This window comes from Streptomyces pallidus (ex Mingjun et al. 2026), assembly GCF_051550185.1.
In the GTDB taxonomy this organism is placed as follows: Bacteria; Actinomycetota; Actinomycetes; order Streptomycetales; family Streptomycetaceae; genus Streptomyces.
On sequence record NZ_CP196181.1, the window covers coordinates 1,306,238 to 1,324,789 of the forward strand.

Sequence of the window (18,552 nt, forward strand, 5' to 3'; positions counted from 1 at the left end):
TCCTGCGTGCCGCTGTGCGGTGGCTGGAGCTGCTTCCGGACTCCAGCGCCGCACGATGCCGCGCGTTCTTCACCAACCATGCCGATTTCAGCGATCTCACCCCCACTCAGTACGAGGCGGCGTACTCGTGGCTCGGAGAGAACGGCCTGCTCCTGGTTGTGCACGACAGGACCGCGGTGAGCGAACGCGTCTTCCGTGCCGCCCTCGCTTCCAGCGGCGCGGCCTGGCTCCCGGACGCAGACATCCTGGTACGCGGCCCGGAGGAGCTCCCAGACGACGCCCTACGGGCCGCAGAGGCCCTAGGCATCCCTGAGAGCGATGCATACGATCAGGTCAGAGCGGTCTGGGGCAAAGTGGACACGGAGGCGCGAGCGCTCATCGGCAATGCCGGCGAGTCGGCTCTCGTCCGCCTCATCGCTGAGGCTACGGATGCCCGGGTCGAGCACGTCGCTGCATACTCCGACGGCTTCGGGTACGACATCGCTGTACATACGCGGCGGCACTCACTGCACATAGAGGCGAAGAGCACGGTGCGGCGCGGAAGGGTCACCTTCTACCTGTCCCGGCATGAGTACGAGACGATGCGCCGCGACCCGGCATGGCAGCTCGTGTTCGTCCAGCTCACCCGAGATCTTGCTATCACCGCGACCGCTTCCGTCTCCGCGGAATGGATAAGTCTCCAGGTGCCGCAGGACAAGGGGTCCTTCGGACGCTGGGAGGCCTGCCGACTCGACGTTCCGCCGGACGCCCTCGTCTCCGGCATCCCGCGGCTGGCCCCTTTACTCAGGCCAGGAACAGCCGGGCCGCTGCAACCAGACACACGGAACGGCTGAAGGCGGGAGCGCCTAGCGCAGCGGCAGCGCTCCCGCCTCAGACAGGACGGCCTTACGCCCTCTGGACACCGGCGTCCGCCAGAAGGAACTCTTCGATCTCGCCATCCCACGCTGGCGACTCCGCCTCAGGGCAGTCCGCTGCGGGCAAGGCGTCGGAGAAGGCATCCTTCAGCGCCGCCCGCCACTGGTCCGCAGTCCCACGGAGCCTGAAGGGCCCGACCAGCAGGGTCACACCGTCCTCATCGACCTTCATCGGCGCCGTTTCCCCAGCTACAGTGACATCGCTGTCGAGACCACTGGCGGCTGCATCAAGCGCGGTGTCCAGTTCAGCCGTGTCAATCCGTCCGGCCCAGTGCCGCACCCCGACCTGCGTCTCGGCAAGCAGCAGGGTGCGGCTTCCAGCGGTGTACCCCATGAGTGCGAGGGACTTGCGGGGTGTCTCAGGCCGCGCGCCACCGGCGCTTCCCTCATCGATGAAGGCCGGGCGGAAACGATCGAGGAGAGCGGAGATCCGCCCCGCGAGGAGCATGCGACGGGCGACAAGGAACTCTCGAAACCCATCGGCTTCGAGGACCTTGGCATCGGTCGGAACAGCATGGGCTGCCAAGTCGTCGGCCTGAACTTCTTTGATGTACTCAGCAGGAGCCCGATTGCCGATCATGTTCTTGGCCGTCTGCTGGGAGACGAAGACGATGTTCGCCAGTTCGTTGATCTCCGCAGAGGAGTACTTATTGCCGTGGTTCCGCAGCTGGGCGGCCGGGTGCAGCATGCTGTACTGCAGCTTGTCCATTCCCTCGGAAGCAACAGAGATCGGCCCGCCAGCCCACCAGTCCTCTGCCCCGGAGTGGGCTGCAGCCAGGTAGGAAAGCATGATGTACGGGCTCTGGATATTGCGCCCGGACAGGTCTCGGGCGGTCACGTTGAAGCCCTTCTCCTCCAAGCGCAGGTTGGCAAGGAGCGCACGAACGGGCTCGTCCGAGTCGAGGGCATTGACATCCTGCGTCAATGCGCTGTCAGTCGCACCGCCGTAGCGGTTGCTCCCGCTCGCGGCCAGGAACCAGTAGAGCAGCCCCTTTTCCACCTCAGCGTCTACACGGGCGCCTTCCGGCAGGCGGCCGTAGAAGACGATCAGCGGATGCAAGGCCGTGACAGACGGGATGAGTGCCGTGGTCGGAACGAGCAGCTGCTCGCAGAGCAGCGGAACAACGCGCTCAAGCCCGCGGCGCACCCGCTCCCAGCTTTCCCTGACGGACTCCGGGCTGGCAGTGGGCAGTCTGGAGACCGACGAGGTCCGCTTGCCAGAGATGGACAGGCTGAGTGTGATCGCCTTGATGAGGAAGTTGACGTCGACAGCCCGGTAGCCGCGCCCTGCCCACCGGGCCGATTCCTCCTCAAGTTCCCTGAGGAATCCTGGTGAGCGAGCGGAGAGCGTCGCCATCGCCAGATCGGTCGTCTTCAGCGGACGGCCGCCGCTGTTAACCCGCACGAAAATCTGGGTGACCTCTTCGTAGCTGAAGCCGTGGAGGACCTCCATATGGAAGTCGCGCTGCGAGATCGCTTCGAGGGCCTTGAGGCGGCGCCCGATCTCTGCGCCGTCAATCGACAGCCCGGCCGAACGGAGCTGCGTCTGAAGCGTGAACGAATCAGCGTGCGGTCCGACGACGTCGTAGACCTTGATCCACTTCGGACTTCTGAGCGTGGCGTTGCTCTGGTTCTGGAACGCCTCCGTCTCGATGTTGAAAACGACCTGCGCTGTCGGGTGATCGTTGAAGACGCGGTACAGCGAGGTGAGTCGCTGCTGGCCGTCGAGGAGGTACAGCGGCATGACGCTGGGAAGCCCCTGTCCGGCCCCGATCGCCGCAGCGCGGGTTTCGGCCCCCTCGTCCGTCTTCCATAGCAGGAGTGTTCCCGCCGGGTATCCGAGGTACATCGACTCCACAAGCTTCGCGACCTGCGACGCTTTCCAGACATAGCCGCGCTGGATCTCCGGGAGCATGATCTCCCCGTCAGAGATCTGGCTGATGAGCGTCCTGATGTCCCGGTTCGTACGTTCGACTGCCATGCCCTGCTGCCCCACCCCTGCCGTTCTGAATCAGGCTGTTTACAGCCTGGACCAGCGCAATCACCACTGCGCTGATCGATACGGTAGACGAGGCAAGACCTACTACGCGCCTGGACCGTTCAAATCGGCACGTTCCCATGCCAGAGCTCCAGCGCTACGTCTCCGGCTCTGCCCGAACCGCTGCCGTGCGCCGACGTGACTCAACTGCGGCACAGACGACCGCAGAGCTCGCTGCCGGGGACTCGTGCTCCCAGAACCTCAGGACAAGCCAGCCGACTTCCGCAAGACGCGTATCCGTGTCCCTATCGCGCTGTACGTTCTTCCCGATCTTCTCACGCCAGTAGTCAGGGTTCGTCTTCGGCGGCACGAAGTGCTCAGGGCAGCCATGCCAGAAACAGCCGTCGACGAAGACCGCGACACGGGTCGGGCGAAAGACGAGGTCAGCGGTCCGACGCATCCCTGGAAGCGGCTTGGCCGCGACCCGGTAGCGAAGCCCGGCCGCGTGGACAAGAGAGCGCAGCGCACGCTCTGGAGCCGTATCCCGGTTCCGGTTTCCGAGCATGCTGCGGCGGTTCGCAGCAGAGGACGCCCACGATCCCTCCGGCGGGGACCAATCACTAGCGGTCGGCTCTTGAGGCAGCTTGTTCATCGCCGTACGAGTATATGGCTGGTGCTACCTGCCCCCGAGAAACCGGAAGCCGCATCTGCCGCACATGGCCACGGAGTAGCCGTCCCTTCACCAGCAGCCACTCCGGACTTCCTCCTCGGACGGGCGCCGATGCGCTCCTGCTTGCGTCGCGCAGCGTTCTTGCTGATCAAGTCGTCCACCAGGCAGTCGGTGGGCCTGACGGATCCTCCCCCGTGAAGGGGGGCACACATCGGGGCCAGCGCCCTGTCCAGATCCCGCACACGGAAGAGGCCTCCGCCGGTCGCCCAGCCAGACTGCCAACCGGCGGCGCTCCCGTGACGAATTGAGCCGCTTCCCAGAGGCCGACGCCCAGGATCCGGTCGGCCTTGGTAATACTGCCTGGCACCAGGTGCCGGTAAGTGCGGTACGTCTCCTCGATGACTCGTGTCGTCTCCACTCCGCGACATCGGTGAGGGGCTTCCACCGCCGAGAGCGTTCAAGGCGAAGTAGTGCTGAAAGCTGTGCATCCCCACCTCCTCCGGCGGAAGGTCCGCACAGACCCTCTTCACTGCCGCCGCTCCATGCCCTCGCTGAAGTAACCGCGCAGGCCTCGCAGAAGGTAGCCGTCCTCCGTGGTACCGGGCTTCTCCCCGTATCGCTCGATCGCGTCGTCCGGCGTGGCGTATCCAGGCTCCTCGCGCTGCCTGCCGCGCGCGTCCTGGAAACGGATCGAAAACGGGTGAGGACAGCGGGTGGGCCCGGCGCAGCCGCAGTCCTTGAAGAAGGAACCCATGCCGCGGGGCGAGCTGTTGGGTCATGTCGGCGAACCATCCGACCCAGCCCGTGCTGGTGCCGCCGTGCTGGGACGCACCTCCGCTTCGGTCAGCCGTGGGAGGGCATTCCCGTGGGGCGTCCCGTGGTGGCGTTCCCCATCCGGTTGAATGGACGCCGTGACGCGTTCTCCGGGCTTCGATGAAACCGACCTGCGCCGACTGGCGGGTGCGCGCTCCTTCGAGCGGGGACGCGGCTACCTGTCCGCGGTCACCCGGCTGGACATCGGAGCCGAATCGATCACCGCGACCGTGGACGGCAGCGACACCTACGAGGTGGAGCTGACCGAGGACGGGGACGGCGGGCTCAGCGCCTGGTGCGACTGTCCGTACGGCCAGGAGGGCAACTTCTGCAAACACTGTGTCGCGGTGGGTCTCACCGTCCTCGCACAGGCCGGAGCCGTGCCCCGGCAGCGGTCGGCGGCGGCCTCGCGCACCCGGGCGCTGGACACCTGGCTGGACTCCCGCACCCGTGAGGAACTGCTCGCCCTGGTGCGGGAACAGCTCGCCGAGGACCGCGGCCTGCGCCGCCGCCTGGAGCTGCGCGCAGCGGCCGCCGGGGAGGATGCCGACGTCGTCCGCGAGCGCATCCTGAGCCTGTTCGACACCCGTCCCTTCGCCCGCTACGGCTACGTCGAACGCGCCGATGCCCGCGCCTACCGGCGGCAGGCGGCCGAGGCGGTCGCCGCCCTGCGGGCACTGACGGCCGGCGGCAGGTCGGCGGACGCGGTGCGGGTGGCGCGCGAGGCGCTGACGGAGCTCGGGCGGTCGTACGGGGAGATCGACGACTCGGACGGCCTGATCGGCGACGTGGCGACCGAGCTGGCCGCAACGCACCTGGAGGCCTGCCGTACGGCCCGGCCCGACCCGGCCGAGACCGCCGAATGGCTGGTGCACCACCTGCTGGACGACGTGCACCACGCCACCGACATCGACCTCTCCGACTACCAGGACGTGCTGGGCGAGCCGGGCCTGGCCCGCGCCCGGGACATCGCGGTGGCCGCCTGGCGGGCCGATCCCAAGGGGTGGGCGAAGAAACACCTCGTCGAGCGCTTCCTCAGGGCCGACGGCGGGGACGTGGACGCACTCGTCGCCGTCCACGCTGCGGACCTCGCCCCGAACGGCCGCACGCACCTCGTGATCGCCAAGGAGCTCGGAGCGGCGGGCCGCGCGGCCGAGGCCCTGGAGTGGGCCGAACGCGGCCTGCGGGAGGCGGTGCCCGGCGGGGGTCCGGACGACGAGCTCGTCGCCTTCGTCTGCGAACGCTACGCACGGGCCGGCCGCCTCGCCGACGTGGTCACGGTCCGCCGGGACCTCCTGCGGGCCCGCCCCTCGCTGGCCACCTACCAGCACGTACGTACGGCGGCCACCGCGGCCGGCACCTGGGAGGGCGCGGAGCGCGCGGACGCCCTGAAGACGCTGAAGGCCGCCGCCCACCCCTGCGAAGGCCGCTGGTGCGGCGGCTCGGCGCTGGTCGACGCACTGTTGGACGACGGCGACCTCGACGCCGCCTGGCAGGCCGCAGCCGACGGATACGGGGACCAGCGGCAGTGGCTGGCCCTGGCCGACGCGGTCCGCGACCAGCGGCCGGCCGATGCACTGACCGTCTACCTGCGCGGGATCGAGCCCCTGCGCAGCCGAACCGGCGACGGCGCGTACGCACGCATGGCGGAGTTGCTGCTCGGTGTCCGCGCCTGTCACCGTGCGCTGGGCACGGAGGCCGAGTTCGCCACGTACCTGGCCGCCCTGCGCGCCGACCAGAAGCGCAAGCGGAAGCTGATGGCGGTGCTCGACCAGCACGGCCTCTGAGCAGTCCCCTTCAGCCGCGCGGGATCGCGAAGGACGTGAGCGTCGCGCTGGCCGGGTCGAGGGCGGACCAGGGGGCGGGGCAGCTGAGGACGGCGACGGCCGAGGTCGGGAACTTGGTCGCGATGCGGTCCAGGTCCGGGTCCGGGCCGGGGCCTTCGCCGGCCAGGAGCAGGACCAGCTCCTGCAGGCCCGGGTTGTGACCGACGAGGAGAAGACGGGCGACCTCGGTCGGCGTGTCCCGTACGGCGTCGAGGAGGTCCTCGGCGTCGGCCCCGTACAGTCGCGGCGCGAAGCGCACGGGCGGCTGGTCGGGGAGTTCCGCGCCGGCCAGCTCCCAGGTCTGCCGGGCGCGCCGGGCCGGGGAGCACAGGACGAGGTCCGGTCGCAGGGCGGTCCGGGCCAGCAGCCGGCCGGCTGCGGGGGCATCGCGCAGTCCGCGCGGGCCGAGGGGGCGCTCACGGTCGGGCACGCCCAGCGGCCAGGCGCTCTTGGCGTGCCGAAGGATCACCAGGTCCGGCATGGGCCGAGCCTAACGGACGGACTCCCGGCAGGGCGCATGCAGACGACCTATGAAGCGGGCTCCCTGCGCCGGCATTGCCCGTATCAGGTGGTGGGGGTCGCCTTCGGGTCACCGCACCCTCCGGCCTCTCAGCCAGACAGCTGCTGTCGGTCCCGGCGGACGTCCTTCTCTTCCGCCGCAATCGGCTACTCCTGTCGAGCTCCCTCGCTCACTTCATAGGCCTACTTTGTTGGCTACCCCGCAGCCGGAGAGGGAAACATCCCTTTCTTACTATTTCCTCCCCGTCGGAGCCGGTGCTTCTGGGACTTGTACGTGGTGCGAAGCACGGGGACACCGCAGTCCGCGGGGCTTCGGGGGCGGTGGTCGGCGCCCGGGGCGTCGCCGCCCGCTGCCGACCGGGCGCGGAGGTTAGAAAATGGACTATGAGCAACTCTCTGGGGGACCTCCGGCGCCGGCTGCTCCGCTCGGACGCGGGCGCTTCCGCCGGCCCGCGAAGGCGCCGCTCAGGGCGCCGCCGGGAGCCCCGGGGGCAGGCCCCGCCCCCCGGGGCGAGGGGGCGCCCGCAGCGCCTGTCCGCGCTCCTGAGCGTGCGCAGCGTGGCCGGCGAGGTGTTCCTCCTCCAACTGGGCGTGGTGGTGCTGCTCGTCGTCGCCGCGGTGGTGGCGCTCGTGGTGCAGGCCCGGAGCGCGGCCATGCTGGACGCCCGGCACCGTACGCTCGCCGCGGCCGGAGCGTTCGCGGAGTCCCCGGGGATCGTCGCGGCCCTGCGCAGCGCCCATCCCAGCGCGGTGCTGCAGCCGAGTGCCGAGGCGGCCCGGAAGATCGCCGGGGTCGACGGCATCAACGTGTACACGCTCGACGGGTTCACCCTCACCCACAGCAATCCGAAGCAGATCGGGAAGCACGTCGTCGGTCCGTTCTCCAGGGCGGCGGCCGGCAAGTCCTTCACCGAGACGTTCGCGGGGTCCCTGGGGCAGTCCGTGGTCTCGGTGGTCCCCGTCAAGGACCCCTCGGGCCGCGTGATCGCCGTCGTCTCGTCCCCGGTCACGGTCCAGAACGTGCAGAGCATGGTGAACAGGCAACTGCCGGTCGTCCTCGGCAGTGCGGCCGTGGTGCTCACCCTGTCCGCCGGCGGCACCGCCCTGGTGAGCCGCCGGCTGCTGCGCCGGACCCACGGACTCGGGCCGGCCGAGATGACGAGGATGTACGAGCACCATGACGCGGTGCTGCACGCGGTCCGCGAGGGCGTGCTGATCGTCGGCGACGGCGGACGGCTGCTGCTGGCCAACGACGAGGCGCGCCGGCTGCTGGACCTGCCGGCGGACGCGGAGGGGCGCCCGGTCACGGACCTGGGGCTGGAGGAGGGGATCGCCGAGCGGATCGCGTCGGGCCGTTCCGCGACCGACGAGGTGCACATGGCCGGCGATCGGCTCCTGGCGGTGAACATCCGGCCCACCGCCCCCTACGGGACGGCCGGGACCGTCGTCACCCTGCGGGACACCACCGAGCTGCGGGCGCTGTCCGGCCGGGCCGAGGTGGCCCGCGAGCGGCTGAAGCTGCTCTACGACGCGGGCGTACGGGTGGGGACGACGCTCAACGTGGAGCGCACGGCGGAGGAGCTGGCGGAGGTGGCGGTCCCGCGGTTCGCCGACGTCGTCACCGTGGACCTGCTGGACCCGGTGCTGCGCGGCGAGGAGCCGCCCGACGTGAACACCGAGATGCGCCGCACCGCCGCCGTCGGCCTCCGGGGCGAGCACCCGCTCTACCCCGTCGGCAAGCTGATCCGGTTCGTCCCCGCGAGCCCCATGGCCACCGGGCTGGCCGGCGGCCACGCGGTCCTGGAGGCGGACCTGCACGCCACCCACGGGTGGCGGACCCAGGACCCGGCCAATTCCCTGCGGATCCTGGACCGCGGCATCCACTCCATGATCGCCGTGCCGCTGCGGGCCCGGGGGGTCGTGCTGGGGATGGCCGGCTACTGGCGGGGGCAGGACTCCCCGCCGTTCGACGAGGAGGACGTGTCGTTCGCCGAGGAGCTGACCGCGCGGGCCGCCCTGTCCGTCGACAACGCCCGCCGCTACACCCGCGAGCACACCGTGGCCGACACCCTGCAGCGCAGTCTGCTGCCCCGGGGCGTACCGGAGCAGTCCGCCGTCGAGGTCGCGCACCGCTACCTGGCCGCCCAGGCCGGTGTGGGCGGTGACTGGTTCGACGTCATCCCCCTGCCCGGGACCCGGGTGGCGCTGGTGGTCGGCGACGTCGTCGGCCACGGGCTGCACGCCGCCGCCACCATGGGCCGCCTGCGCACCGCCGTGTACAACTTCTCCACCCTCGACCTGCCCCCCGACGAGCTCCTGAGCCACCTGGACGAGCTGGTCTCCCACATCGACGCCGACGAGCAGGAGTGGCAGGGGATCACCGGAGCCACCTGCCTGTGCGCCGTCTACGATCCCGTCACGGGGCAGGTGACGACCGCGACCGCCGGTCACCCGGGCCCCGCACTGGTCCTCCCCGACGGCACGGTGTCCTTCCCCGAGGTGCCGGTCTCCCCGCCGTTGGGCCTCGGTGCGGGCATGCCGGTGGAGACCACGACGCTCACCCTGCCCGAGGGCTCCCGGCTGGCGCTGTTCACCGACGGGCTCATCGAGAGCCGCGACCGCGATCCGGACGCGGGCCTGGCAGCGCTGCGCGCCGCCCTGGCCGGGCCCGCCCGCACCCCGGAGGAGACCTGCACCGCGGTGATCGACGCGATGCTGCCCGCGAAGCCCGTCGACGACGTCGCGCTGTTGGTGGCCCGCACCCGCCGGACCGATCCCGCGCGGATGGCCGAGTGGGACGTGCCGCCCGACCCCGCCGCGGTGTCCCGGGTGCGCAACGCCTGTGCCCGCCGGCTGGAGGACTGGGGCCTGGAGGACATCGCCTTCACCACGGAGCTCATCCTCAGCGAACTGTTGACCAACGCCATCCGCTACGGGAGCGAGCCCATCAGGGTGAGGCTGCTGTACGACCGCAGCCTGATCTGCGAGGTCTCCGACGGGGCCAGCACCTCCCCGCACCTGCGGCGGGCCGAGGACACCGACGAGGGCGGTCGGGGCCTGTTCCTCGTCGCGCAGTTCGCCCAGCGCTGGGGCACCCGCTACACCGCCCGCGGCAAGATCATTTGGAGTGAGCAGGCCCTCCAGGACGGGGCGGCACCGCCCGTGGCGGTGCCCGAGGAGGCGCTCCTGGCCGGCTGGGACGACGAGGCGTTCTGAGAGCGGCGACGGCGCGGCAGCGGCGGGGAAGGCGGCGGACACCACCGGCTGGAACTGCACTGCCGGGGCCGCCGAACGTACGCTGGCCTTGATCGGTACGCGACCGTTATGGAGCCTTTGTGCCCGCACCCCGCCTCCGGAAAGCCTCCGTCGCCGTCTGGCTGGCCCTCGTGGCGGCGCCCCTCGGCGCGTGCGGGGAGGAGCCCGCCGCCACCCCCGCGACACCCGCGGCGGCCACCTCCGCGGCGGACGCCGGCGGCATGGCAGCGCTGACGGCGGCGGCGAAGAAGGAGGGGACGCTCAACGCGATCGCGCTCCCGGACGACTGGGCGGGCTACGGCGCCCTGATCGACGGCTTCGAGAAGAAGTACGGCATCAAGGTCACGGTGGAGAACCCCGAGGGCAGCAGCCAGGACGAGATCGCCGCCCTGAAGGAGCACCGGCGCGACGGCCGGGCCCCCGACGTGATCGACGTCGGGACCTCGTTCGCACAGCCCGCGGCCCGGCAGGGCCTGCTCGCTCCGTACGAGGTCGCGGCCTACGGCGACATCCCCAAGGAGCAGAAGGACCCGCGGGCCCGCTGGGCCAACAACTACGGCGGCTACGTCTCGATCGGCTGTGACGCCGCGCGCGTCGAGACCTGCCCCGCGACCTTCGCCGACCTCCTCAAGCCGGAGTACAAGGGCAAGGTCGCCCTCAACGGCGACCCGACGATGTCCAACTCCGCCCTGGCCGGCGTGTACGCGGCAGCCCTGGCCAACGGGGGTTCGTTCGACGACATCCAGCCCGGTATCGACTTCTTCGCCGAGCTCAAGAAGAAGGGCAACTTCATCCCGGTCCAGTCCACCCCGGCGACGATCGAGAAGGGCGAGACCCCGATCAGCATCGACTGGGACTTCCTCAACCTCTGGTACGCGGACGAGTTCCGCAGCAAGGGCATCGACTGGCGGACCGCCATCCCCTTCGACGGCAGCTTCGCCCAGTACTACGCCCAGGCGGTGAACAAGGACGCCCCGCACCCCGCGGCGGCACGGCTGTGGCAGGAGTACACCTTCAGCCCGGAGGGCCAGAACCTGAGGCTCGGCGGCTACGCACGCCCCGTCCTCATGGAGGCCATGGAGAAGAACGGCACGCTCGACAAGGCGGCAGCGGACAAGCTGCCGACCGTCGAGGGCACGCCGACGTTCCCGACCGAGGCCCAGACGGAGAAGGCGAGGCGGACCGTCAACCGCAACTGGGCGAAGGCCGTCGAGGACTGACCGGGACCGGCTCTTGCCCCTGCCCCCGGCGGGCGGGTCAGAAGTCGGCGTGGACGCGGGCGTCGGCGCGGCCCACGGATTCGAGGCCGTACGTGCGGCAGTAGAGGGAGCGGATGTACTCGATGTCGCGGTCCCGGGCGCGGGATTCGCCGACCGGGTAGAGGACGGTGAGCTCCCAGGACTTCTCGCGGTTGATGTCGCCGTCCTTGTCGCGCCACTGGCCTCTGGCCTCCTGGAGGGTCAGGCCGGCCGGGAAGCGGGGGGTGATCACGTCGGCGACGAACTTCGAGAACTCCTCGTCGGGGATGGGCGGCTGGCCGCCGTGCCGGCCCGTTCCGAAGTAGAGGTGGGTGGAGACGTACGGGAGGCCGCGCTCCACCGCGGCCTCCTGGCGTGCGGCCGGGGCGGCGTCCGAGACCGGGCCGCCGGAGGCGGCGAAGAAGACGGCCGAGACGAGTACGGCGACGGCCGCGGACATCGGGATCCGGATGTGGCGCATGGCAGGGCTTCCTTATCTGTGCGTCGGGGGGCTTGGAAAGGTGGTGCGGTGTGCTCAGGCGGGCAGTGCGGCCCGCAGGTGGACGGCCGCGTCGCGCAGGCGCGGGGGGACCCCGACCGTGCGGCACAGTGCTGCGGCCGTCCTGCCGAGGGTTTCGGTGGTGCGGGCCGAGCCGATGCCGGCGGCCCGGAGGGCGAGGTCGGCGATGAGCTGCTCGGCGTCGGTCCATGCGCCGGCGCCGGCCAGAGCGGCCAGCAGCTGCGCCGTGAACAGGTGCCGGTACGAGGGTCCGGGGGCGGTCGCCGCCCGGTGCAGCAGCGGGACGGCCCGCTCCCAGTCGCCCAGCCGGGCCAGGACCCAGCCCTGGTGGCCGGTCAGCTCGGTCTCGTCGATCCACCAGGCCCAGTGCGGGTCGCGGCGGGAGATCCCGTCGAGGAAGCGGCTGCGGGCCCGGTCGATGAGGTCGAGGGGTTCGCGGCGGGCCCCGAGCAGGGCGGTCGCGTGGGCCCGGCGGATCAGGGTGAGGCTGTGGACCCGGGCGGGCAGCGGGCGGCGGCCGGGCACCCGGGAGACGGTGTCGAGGGCGGCGCGGCCCCGGCCGGTGTGGGTCTGGAGCATGGCGTGGTTGAGGTGGACGAGACGGGCGGTCCAGTGGTCCCCGGCGAGATGGGCGAGGTGCAGCGCCCGCCGGTTGGCGGCGCCGGCGGGGGCGTAGTGGCCGGCGTCGAACAGGATCCAGCCGACGACCTCGCACAGTTCGGCGACGGCGGCCAGCCGGTCGCGGTCCCGGCGCCGGGCGGACAGGCTGCCGGGGGCGGCGGTCAGTTCCGGGAACTCCCGTACGGCGGCGCGGGCGGCGGGGACCGCGGCCGTGGCCCCGTGTTCGGCGTCCAGGGCCACGAGCCGCTCGACCGCACGGAGGGCGGCGCGGCTCACCGGGCCACGGTCCGGGAACCGGAACCGGAACCGGAGCCGGTGTCGGTGCCCTCGTCGGTCCCGTGGCCGCTGCCGCTGCCGGCGCCGCTGCCGCCGCTGCCGAGGGCGCGGAAGGCGGCGGCCACCTCGGTCAGCCAGGCCACTTCGGCGCGGAAGTCCTCGTACGGGGGTCGGGCCGACGTGTCGGCGGTGTCGGGCGGCTCGGCGGCGCGCGCGGCGGCCGGCCGGTCCACGGCGACCCGCAGTTGCAGGGCCTCGCCGAGGGGGGTGGTCGGGTCCTCGGGCAGGCCGCGGTCCCGGGCGGCCCGGGCGAACTCGGCCTGGGGCAGGCAGGCCCGCAGCATCAGCTGGCCGTCGCGGATCTCGACCACGCGGCGGTAGAGGCTGTAGTGCGGGTCGCGGGGCGGCAGCAGGTCGCGCGGCCAGGAGCGGGGCGGGTCGAGGGCGATGTCGGGGGTGGCCCGGTGCAGGGCCTGCCACAGCGGCCGGAGTCGCAGGTAGGCGCGGTAGCTGCGGATCCAGCCGCTGGCCCGGGTGAGGTGGATGCCCCAGGAGGGGATGGTCCAGCCGGTGACCTGGAGCAGGGCGCCGACGCTGCCGCAGGTCCACTGCACGGGGTCGAGGGCGGCTCCGTCGAAGTGCAGCCGGGTGCCGGCGATCTGGATGCCGCGGGTGACGCAGTAGACGAGGATGAGGCTGGCGCCGACGGTGACCGTGCGCATGCCGACGACGAGCCACTGGCGGTTGGCGACGCGGGTGAAGCGCAGGGACAGCCGTACCGTCTCCCACTGTCCGATGGCGCAGATCAGCAGGTAGCCGGACATGTAGAGGGCGTATCCGCCGTCCTGGATGCTGAGCAGGATCGTCGAGGTGGCCGTCTCGGACTTGGCGACCGGGCCGACGTGGAACGAGGCCGCGACCAGCGCGGCGAGCGCCGCGGCGAAGAAGAGCACGCGGCGGCGGCTCCTGCGGCGGGCCTCGGCCGGTGGCGCCGACCAGTGGACGAGCACGACCTGCTGGGCGGCGGTGAGGACCACCACGGCGACCTGGGTGATCAGGGAGGTGATGTTCGGCAGGCCGAAGAAGGCGGAGATCTTCAGCCGGATCAGGTCCAGGTCGACGAGGAAGCTGACGCCGGAGCAGAGGAAGTAGACGCACAGCGCCCACAGGGCGGTGTCGCGGGGCCGGCGCCGCAGGTCGGGCAGCCGGTAGGCGAAGGCGGCGAGGCCGACGGCGGTGCAGATCCACGCCAGGGCGGTGTAGACCGCGGTCACGGCTGGTCCGTGCGGCCGAGGCCGAGTTCGATGCGGGCCACGACGTCGGCGGCTTCGGCGGGGGCGCTCCAGGCGGGTTCCACCCAGCGCTGGCTGGCGCGGGACAGCAGCAGCGAGGCCAGGGTCTCCGCCTCCTGTTCCTCGTCGTCGCTGTAGCGCGAGCGCATCAGCAGGCCGCGCACCTCCGCCGGGTCGACGTCGGACAGCAGGCGGCCCGCATCGTCCTGGCCGCCGAGCTGGACCGGGCCCTGGTGGTCGAAGGCGATGTGGGCGAGTTCGTGGGCGATGATGTGTTCCTTGTGCGCCGGGGACGCCGACTTCTCGAAGGCGACGATGTCGAATTCGTCCAACTTCAGCCAGATGCCGAAGAGATGGCGGTCCGGAAATGAGGTGGGAATCAGATGGATCGGGCGTCCGCGCCGTGCGCACAAATACCGGTGGAGTTCGTCGATGCCGAATCCCTGCTCGATGCCCCACTCCGCGATCCGCGTCTCGCACGTGCGGCGGACCTGCTTGAGCCGGCGCCTGAGCAGTCTGCCCTCCGAAGTCGGTAATCCTGCGCCAGGTATCTTCATCCCCATCTCCGAGCAGACGACGCGGGCCATGATGCCACAGCGGCAACGCGGCACCCCTGGGCGCGCGTTCGATCCGGCCAAGGGGGACTTCGGGCGGTACGGGCGGAATTCCCGCACCGCGTGCGGCATTTCCGGAGCGGGCGACCGTACGCCCTTCACATGCCCGCGGGTTCACGGAGGCGGCCGGGGTGGCCGGGACACCGTCGACGGCCCGGGGCCGGCGGGCGCACGGGCGTCCGCGGGCGGACGGATTGGCCGGATCGCCGTGGGCGCCCGGGGGCGCCCGGGGCGCCCGGGGCGCCCGGGGGCGCCGGCAGCACCCACCTCATCGACCACGCCAAGTTGTGCGCTACCGTACACATCACTTATACGGTGCCGTATAGAACTGAGGGGGCCCTGCCGTGCCGGAGACAGAGGTCAGTGACAGCGGGAAGCGCCTGGTCCGCTGGGCGAGCGGGATCCTGGTCGGGCTGGGGACGGGCCACCTGGCCCTCCTGACCTACGCCGCCCGGGAGGACATCGCCGGGTGGGTGGACCGGGGCGTCTGGGCTGCCGTCCCGCTCGGTCTCGCCGACGGTGGCACCGACCCGACGCTGGAGGCCTTGCGGACCAAGGTCGCGTTCTGGGCCGGGCCGGGGAGCTTCGCCGTGCCGCTGATCGTGCTGGGCTGCCTGATGTGGCACCTCGCCGGGCGCGGGGTGACGGTGCCCGCCCGGGTCGGTTGGGGCCTCGCCGCGTGGAGCGCGCTGGGCGGTGTCCTGCTGGTGCCGTCCCCCTACTTCGTGGGGACCGCCGCCGCGCTGCTCGTCGTACTGGCGGCGCGGCGGGGAGCGGCACCGCCGCAGACCGCCCGGCCGGGCGCGGGCGACGCGGGGGCGGACCGGTCGGAGGCGGGCCGGGGGTAGCCCGGGGTCCGCGGCGGCGCGTCGCGGGGGCGCGCGCAGCGGCCTGCGCCGAGGATGGGGCCCCCCGAGCGGCTGGAGGCGTCGTGGAGATCAGCGAAGGGACCGTGTCCGTCCGGGACCGGCGCACCTGGTACCGGATCGCCGGCCCCTGGCCCGCCGAGGGGACGCGGCCGCCGCTGCTGGTGCTGCACGGCGGCCCGGGGGTGCCGCACGGTTACCTGACGGACCTGGACGACATGACCTCCTCCGGGCGCACCGTCGTCTACTACGACCAGGCGGGCTGCGGGAGGTCGGATCCCCTCGACGACCCGGCGGAGTGGACCCCGGACACCTTCGTGGAGGAGGTGGGCGCCGTCCGCGAGGGGCTCGGGCTCGACCGGGTGCACCTCTTCGGCCACTCCTGGGGCGGCATGCTCGCCTCGAGTACGCGCTGCGGCGCCCGCCCGGCCTGGCGAGCCTGGTCCTCGCCGGGACCTGCGCGAGCGTCCCGCTGCTCGCCTCCGAGGTGCGGCGCCTCATGGACCGGCTGCCGGCCGGGGTGCGCGGGACCTCGCCCGGCACGAGGCGGCCGGGACCACCGACAGCGCGGAGTACCAGGAGGCCGCGGCCTCGTTCTTCACGCTCTGGATGTGCCGCCTCTCGCCGCTCCCGGAGCACGTGGCGCGGGCCTCCGCCGCCGTCAACGCGGAGCTGTACGGGGCCGTGCTCGGCGCCGAGTGGAACATCACGGGGACGCTCGCGGACTGGGACGTCACCGAGCGCCTCGGGGAGCTCGACCTGCCGGTGCTGGTCACGACGGGCCGGTACGACGAGATCACCCCGGCGGTCGTCCGGCCCCTGGTGGAGGGGATCCGCGCGGCCCAGTGGGGGGTCTTCGAGGAGAGCGCGCACCTGTCGACGGCCGAGGAGCCCGAGCGGTACCGGGCCGGCCTGGAGTCGTTCCTCTCCCGGGTGGAGAGCGACGCGCAGCACCCGTAGGCCGTGCGGGTCACCGTGCCCACCCCTTCGGGTGATGGGCGGCTCCTCGACGACTGGACGGGGTCCGTAAGGGGAGCGATCAAGGCATGACCGTTACCGCGAACATCGAGAGCAGTCGCCCCGTCGCCACCCTGATCAACGTCTTCACCGTCGCGCCGGAGCGCCAGCAGGAGCTGATCGCCCTGCTGACGCACGCCACCGAGGAGACGATGAAGCACCAGCCGGGCTTCGTCTGCGCCAACTTCCACGCCAGCCAGGACGGCGAGCGCGTCATCAACTACGCCCAGTGGGAGAGCGAGACGCACTACCGTGCCATGCTCGCCAACCCGGAGGCCCGGGTCCACATGGACCAGGCGGCCGCCATCGCGACGGACGTGCAGCCCCGCCTCTTCCACGTGACCTCCCACCACAAGCGCGCGTAGTCGGGCCCGGGCGCCCCCGGGCGGCTCACTGGGAGGTGTGGCCCTCGTGGGGGGTGGAACCGTGGGCGGCGCCCGATTCGAGGGTGCCGCCCAGTTTGTCGTGCAGGGGGCCGAGCGCCTCGGGCGTGGCGGCGGTGACGACCCAGCGGGGGCCGACGAGGTAGTTCCCGCCGTACATGCGGGATTCCGCCAGCCAGGCGCTGCGGCCCTCCTCGGTGGTGAAGGTCGCCATCCGGTACGCCTGCGGGCCCGTCCCGCACGCGCCCTCGCGGATCTCCTCCGCGTCGACGGTGACCTCGGGGGTGCAGCCGAGCGCGGCGGCGATCTCCTGGAAGGAGTCGGGGCGGGCGGACGGGCTCGCGGACGTGTTCCCCAACGGACTCGCGGACGGACTGGCGCCCGGCGCCCCGGCCGCGCCGGTGGCGGCTGCGCCGGCGACTGCCCGGTCCTCCGCGCCGGAGCCCTGCGGCGCGGCCGTGCCCCCGCCGGCGCAGCCGCCGCACAGGAGCAGCACCGGCAGGACGGCGCAGGCGGCGAGGTGGCGGGGGGTCGGGGACACGGCTGCCTCACAGGGGGTTCTGGTGGAGGGGGAGGGGGGACTGCCGGCGCGCCGTCAGGCGGCCTTCTTGCCGTTCTCGGTGACGGCGAACCACAGGTTCTGCTTCTTGTGGCCGTTCGTCTGGCCGGGCTCGGTGTCCCCGGTGAAGGTGTAGACGGGCCAGCAGTCGATCGTCAGCTGCTCGGTTCCGTCCGGCCGCTTCACCGTGCCGATCAGCTCGGGCTTGACGCCGACGGCCTTCGTCTTGTCCACGGGGGCGGCGGGCTTCCAGGTGTCCGTGCAGGCGCCGACGCACCCGATCTTCATGGGCCAGGCGCTGTCCTTGTCGAAGCGGTAGAGGGTGCGCCACTGGCCGTCCACCAGGATCTTGCCGAGCTTTTCGTTCGCCGCCACGGAGAGTTCCGTTTCCTTCTTCGCCGACTGGTCGCCCGATCCGGAGCCAGAACCGTATCCGGATCCCATTCCCGAACCGGATCCCGACCCTGTGTCCGTTCCCGAATCACCGCCCGTCTTCTGTTTCTTGTCGACCGCCTTCTTGCCGTCCGGCGCCAGTGCGTGCCATGTACCGCCGACGCCCTCGCCGTTCGCCTCACCCGCCTTCGTGTCCTTGGCGTACCGGTACACGGGCCAGCCCGCGAGGGTGAGCTGCTTGGTGCCGTCCGAGCGGGTGACCGCACCGAGGAGACCCGCCTCGATGCCGGCCGAGGCCGACGCGTCGTCCGCGGGGACCGGCGGCCAGGTGGTGGCGCAGCCCCCGTCGCAGTTGGACTTGGGGGGCTGCGGGGTGTCCTTGTCGAAGCGGTAGAGGGTGTTGCCGCCGCTGTCGGTGACGACGCTGCCCACGTTCGCGATCTCCCGGACGGCGAGCTGGCCCGCCGCCTCGCCCTTGCCCTTGGCGGCGGCGTCCGCCCCGGCGCCGGAGCCGCTCAGCTGTCCGGGGTTCGCCCCGTACCCGCCCGTCCCGCTCCCCGATCCGTACCCGTCCGCCAGGGCCTTTCCGGCACCTACGGGCTGTACGGAATTCCCGCCGCCGGCGGCGTTTCCGCCGCTGCCGCAGCCGGCCGCCAGCAACAGTACGGCGGCCACCGATCCGGCAGTTGTCACGCGGCGCATCTTGTTCACGGTCACTCCTTCGGGTTGGTCCCGGGGGGTTGTCTTGCTGAGTAATTCATAAACCCTGCAGCGGCTCCGAAATTGAAATCACCGGGA

Annotated in this window: 17 protein-coding genes and 1 pseudogene; 8 read left to right on the top strand and 10 right to left on the bottom strand. The window is 71.7% G+C overall.

Going from position 1 to position 18,552, the window contains the following annotated elements:
* Positions 1-14: 14 nt before the first annotated feature.
* Positions 15-833, top strand: a complete 819-nt coding sequence (locus ACSHWO_RS05575) for a protein NO VEIN domain-containing protein (RefSeq protein ID WP_438310273.1) — start codon at positions 15-17, stop codon at positions 831-833.
* 52 nt (positions 834-885) lie between these two features.
* Here the strand turns inward: ACSHWO_RS05575 and ACSHWO_RS05580 are convergent, their stop codons facing one another.
* The 3 genes from ACSHWO_RS05580 to ACSHWO_RS05590 form a co-directional block, all read right to left on the bottom strand.
* The gene (locus ACSHWO_RS05580; protein ID WP_438310274.1) at positions 886-2,895 is read right to left on the bottom strand and encodes a GmrSD restriction endonuclease domain-containing protein; all 2,010 of its coding nucleotides are present in this window, start codon (positions 2,893-2,895) and stop codon (positions 886-888) included.
* 154 nt (positions 2,896-3,049) lie between these two features.
* Complete coding sequence (locus ACSHWO_RS05585; protein ID WP_438310275.1) at positions 3,050-3,544, bottom strand: very short patch repair endonuclease; 495 nt, start codon at positions 3,542-3,544, stop codon at positions 3,050-3,052.
* 544 nt (positions 3,545-4,088) lie between these two features.
* Positions 4,089-4,316 carry a hypothetical protein gene (locus tag ACSHWO_RS05590; RefSeq protein ID WP_438310276.1) on the bottom strand — a complete coding sequence of 76 codons (228 nt, stop codon included), beginning with the start codon at positions 4,314-4,316 and terminating at the stop codon, positions 4,089-4,091.
* A 157-nt stretch (positions 4,317-4,473) separates the two neighbouring features.
* On the opposite strand from ACSHWO_RS05590, the gene ACSHWO_RS05595 reads away from it, so the two are divergent.
* Positions 4,474-6,162: an SWIM zinc finger family protein gene (locus ACSHWO_RS05595; RefSeq protein WP_438310277.1), complete on the top strand. Its 1,689-nt coding sequence runs from the start codon at positions 4,474-4,476 to the stop codon at positions 6,160-6,162.
* Between the two features lie 10 nt (positions 6,163-6,172).
* Here ACSHWO_RS05595 and ACSHWO_RS05600 read toward each other — a convergent pair whose 3' ends face one another.
* Positions 6,173-6,682: a SixA phosphatase family protein gene (locus tag ACSHWO_RS05600; RefSeq protein ID WP_438310278.1), complete on the bottom strand. Its 510-nt coding sequence runs from the start codon at positions 6,680-6,682 to the stop codon at positions 6,173-6,175.
* A gap of 587 nt (positions 6,683-7,269) precedes the next feature.
* Here ACSHWO_RS05600 and ACSHWO_RS05605 point away from each other — a divergent pair.
* Together ACSHWO_RS05605 and ACSHWO_RS05610 are read left to right on the top strand one after the other, a co-directional pair.
* Positions 7,270-9,936 carry a SpoIIE family protein phosphatase gene (locus ACSHWO_RS05605; RefSeq protein WP_438310279.1) on the top strand — a complete coding sequence of 889 codons (2,667 nt, stop codon included), beginning with the start codon at positions 7,270-7,272 and terminating at the stop codon, positions 9,934-9,936.
* 119 nt (positions 9,937-10,055) lie between these two features.
* Positions 10,056-11,195, top strand: a complete 1,140-nt coding sequence (locus tag ACSHWO_RS05610; protein WP_385846150.1) for an ABC transporter substrate-binding protein — start codon at positions 10,056-10,058, stop codon at positions 11,193-11,195.
* Between the two features lie 37 nt (positions 11,196-11,232).
* On the opposite strand, the gene ACSHWO_RS05615 is transcribed toward ACSHWO_RS05610, so the two are convergent.
* Genes ACSHWO_RS05615 through ACSHWO_RS05630 form a run of 4 tightly spaced genes read right to left on the bottom strand, consistent with a single transcriptional unit; the run spans position 11,233 to position 14,479 of the window.
* Positions 11,233-11,694 carry a DUF3574 domain-containing protein gene (locus ACSHWO_RS05615; RefSeq protein WP_385846147.1) on the bottom strand — a complete coding sequence of 154 codons (462 nt, stop codon included), beginning with the start codon at positions 11,692-11,694 and terminating at the stop codon, positions 11,233-11,235.
* A 54-nt stretch (positions 11,695-11,748) separates the two neighbouring features.
* Positions 11,749-12,630, bottom strand: a complete 882-nt coding sequence (locus tag ACSHWO_RS05620; RefSeq protein ID WP_438310280.1) for a DNA-binding protein — start codon at positions 12,628-12,630, stop codon at positions 11,749-11,751.
* Positions 12,627-13,904, bottom strand: a complete 1,278-nt coding sequence (locus ACSHWO_RS05625; protein ID WP_438310281.1) for an MAB_1171c family putative transporter — start codon at positions 13,902-13,904, stop codon at positions 12,627-12,629. The genes ACSHWO_RS05620 and ACSHWO_RS05625 overlap by 4 nt, the downstream gene beginning before the upstream one ends.
* The gene (locus ACSHWO_RS05630) at positions 13,901-14,479 is read right to left on the bottom strand and encodes a toxin (protein WP_385846138.1); all 579 of its coding nucleotides are present in this window, start codon (positions 14,477-14,479) and stop codon (positions 13,901-13,903) included. The genes ACSHWO_RS05625 and ACSHWO_RS05630 overlap by 4 nt, the downstream gene beginning before the upstream one ends.
* A gap of 401 nt (positions 14,480-14,880) precedes the next feature.
* On the opposite strand from ACSHWO_RS05630, the gene ACSHWO_RS05635 reads away from it, so the two are divergent.
* The 4 genes and pseudogenes from ACSHWO_RS05635 (at position 14,881) to ACSHWO_RS05650 (ending at position 16,784) form a co-directional block, all read left to right on the top strand.
* The gene (locus tag ACSHWO_RS05635; RefSeq protein ID WP_438310282.1) at positions 14,881-15,384 is read left to right on the top strand and encodes a DUF6463 family protein; all 504 of its coding nucleotides are present in this window, start codon (positions 14,881-14,883) and stop codon (positions 15,382-15,384) included.
* 182 nt (positions 15,385-15,566) lie between these two features.
* A pseudogene (locus ACSHWO_RS05640) lies at positions 15,567-15,794 on the top strand (alpha/beta fold hydrolase); the annotation flags it as partial.
* Positions 15,795-16,011: 217 nt separating this feature from the next.
* Positions 16,012-16,362, top strand: a complete 351-nt coding sequence (locus tag ACSHWO_RS05645) for an alpha/beta fold hydrolase (protein ID WP_438310283.1) — start codon at positions 16,012-16,014, stop codon at positions 16,360-16,362.
* A gap of 86 nt (positions 16,363-16,448) precedes the next feature.
* A complete protein-coding gene (locus ACSHWO_RS05650; RefSeq protein WP_361092723.1) occupies positions 16,449-16,784 on the top strand; it encodes an antibiotic biosynthesis monooxygenase family protein in 336 nt (111 codons plus the stop codon).
* A 25-nt stretch (positions 16,785-16,809) separates the two neighbouring features.
* Here the strand turns inward: ACSHWO_RS05650 and ACSHWO_RS05655 are convergent, their stop codons facing one another.
* Together ACSHWO_RS05655 and ACSHWO_RS05660 are read right to left on the bottom strand one after the other, a co-directional pair.
* Positions 16,810-17,343: a hypothetical protein gene (locus ACSHWO_RS05655; RefSeq protein ID WP_438310284.1), complete on the bottom strand. Its 534-nt coding sequence runs from the start codon at positions 17,341-17,343 to the stop codon at positions 16,810-16,812.
* A 54-nt stretch (positions 17,344-17,397) separates the two neighbouring features.
* On the bottom strand, positions 17,398-18,456 hold the full coding sequence (locus ACSHWO_RS05660; RefSeq protein ID WP_385846241.1) for an SCO0930 family lipoprotein: 1,059 nt from the start codon (positions 18,454-18,456) through the stop codon (positions 17,398-17,400).
* Positions 18,457-18,552: the final 96 nt, after the last annotated feature.

What these genes read in the sequence shown, in the direction of transcription:
- ACSHWO_RS05580 (WP_438310274.1), bottom strand. Translation starts at nt 2,895, where the DNA reads ATGGCAGTCGAACGTACGAACCGGGACATCAGGACGCTCATCAGCCAG.
- ACSHWO_RS05585 (WP_438310275.1), bottom strand. Translation starts at nt 3,544, where the DNA reads ATGAACAAGCTGCCTCAAGAGCCGACCGCTAGTGATTGGTCCCCGCCG.
- ACSHWO_RS05590 (WP_438310276.1), bottom strand. Translation starts at nt 4,316, where the DNA reads ATGGGTTCCTTCTTCAAGGACTGCGGCTGCGCCGGGCCCACCCGCTGT.
- ACSHWO_RS05600 (WP_438310278.1), bottom strand. Translation starts at nt 6,682, where the DNA reads ATGCCGGACCTGGTGATCCTTCGGCACGCCAAGAGCGCCTGGCCGCTG.
- ACSHWO_RS05615 (WP_385846147.1), bottom strand. Translation starts at nt 11,694, where the DNA reads ATGCGCCACATCCGGATCCCGATGTCCGCGGCCGTCGCCGTACTCGTC.
- ACSHWO_RS05630 (WP_385846138.1), bottom strand. Translation starts at nt 14,479, where the DNA reads ATGAAGATACCTGGCGCAGGATTACCGACTTCGGAGGGCAGACTGCTC.
- ACSHWO_RS05645 (WP_438310283.1), top strand. Translation starts at nt 16,012, where the DNA reads ATGTGCCGCCTCTCGCCGCTCCCGGAGCACGTGGCGCGGGCCTCCGCC.
- ACSHWO_RS05650 (WP_361092723.1), top strand. Translation starts at nt 16,449, where the DNA reads ATGACCGTTACCGCGAACATCGAGAGCAGTCGCCCCGTCGCCACCCTG.
- ACSHWO_RS05660 (WP_385846241.1), bottom strand. Translation starts at nt 18,456, where the DNA reads ATGCGCCGCGTGACAACTGCCGGATCGGTGGCCGCCGTACTGTTGCTG.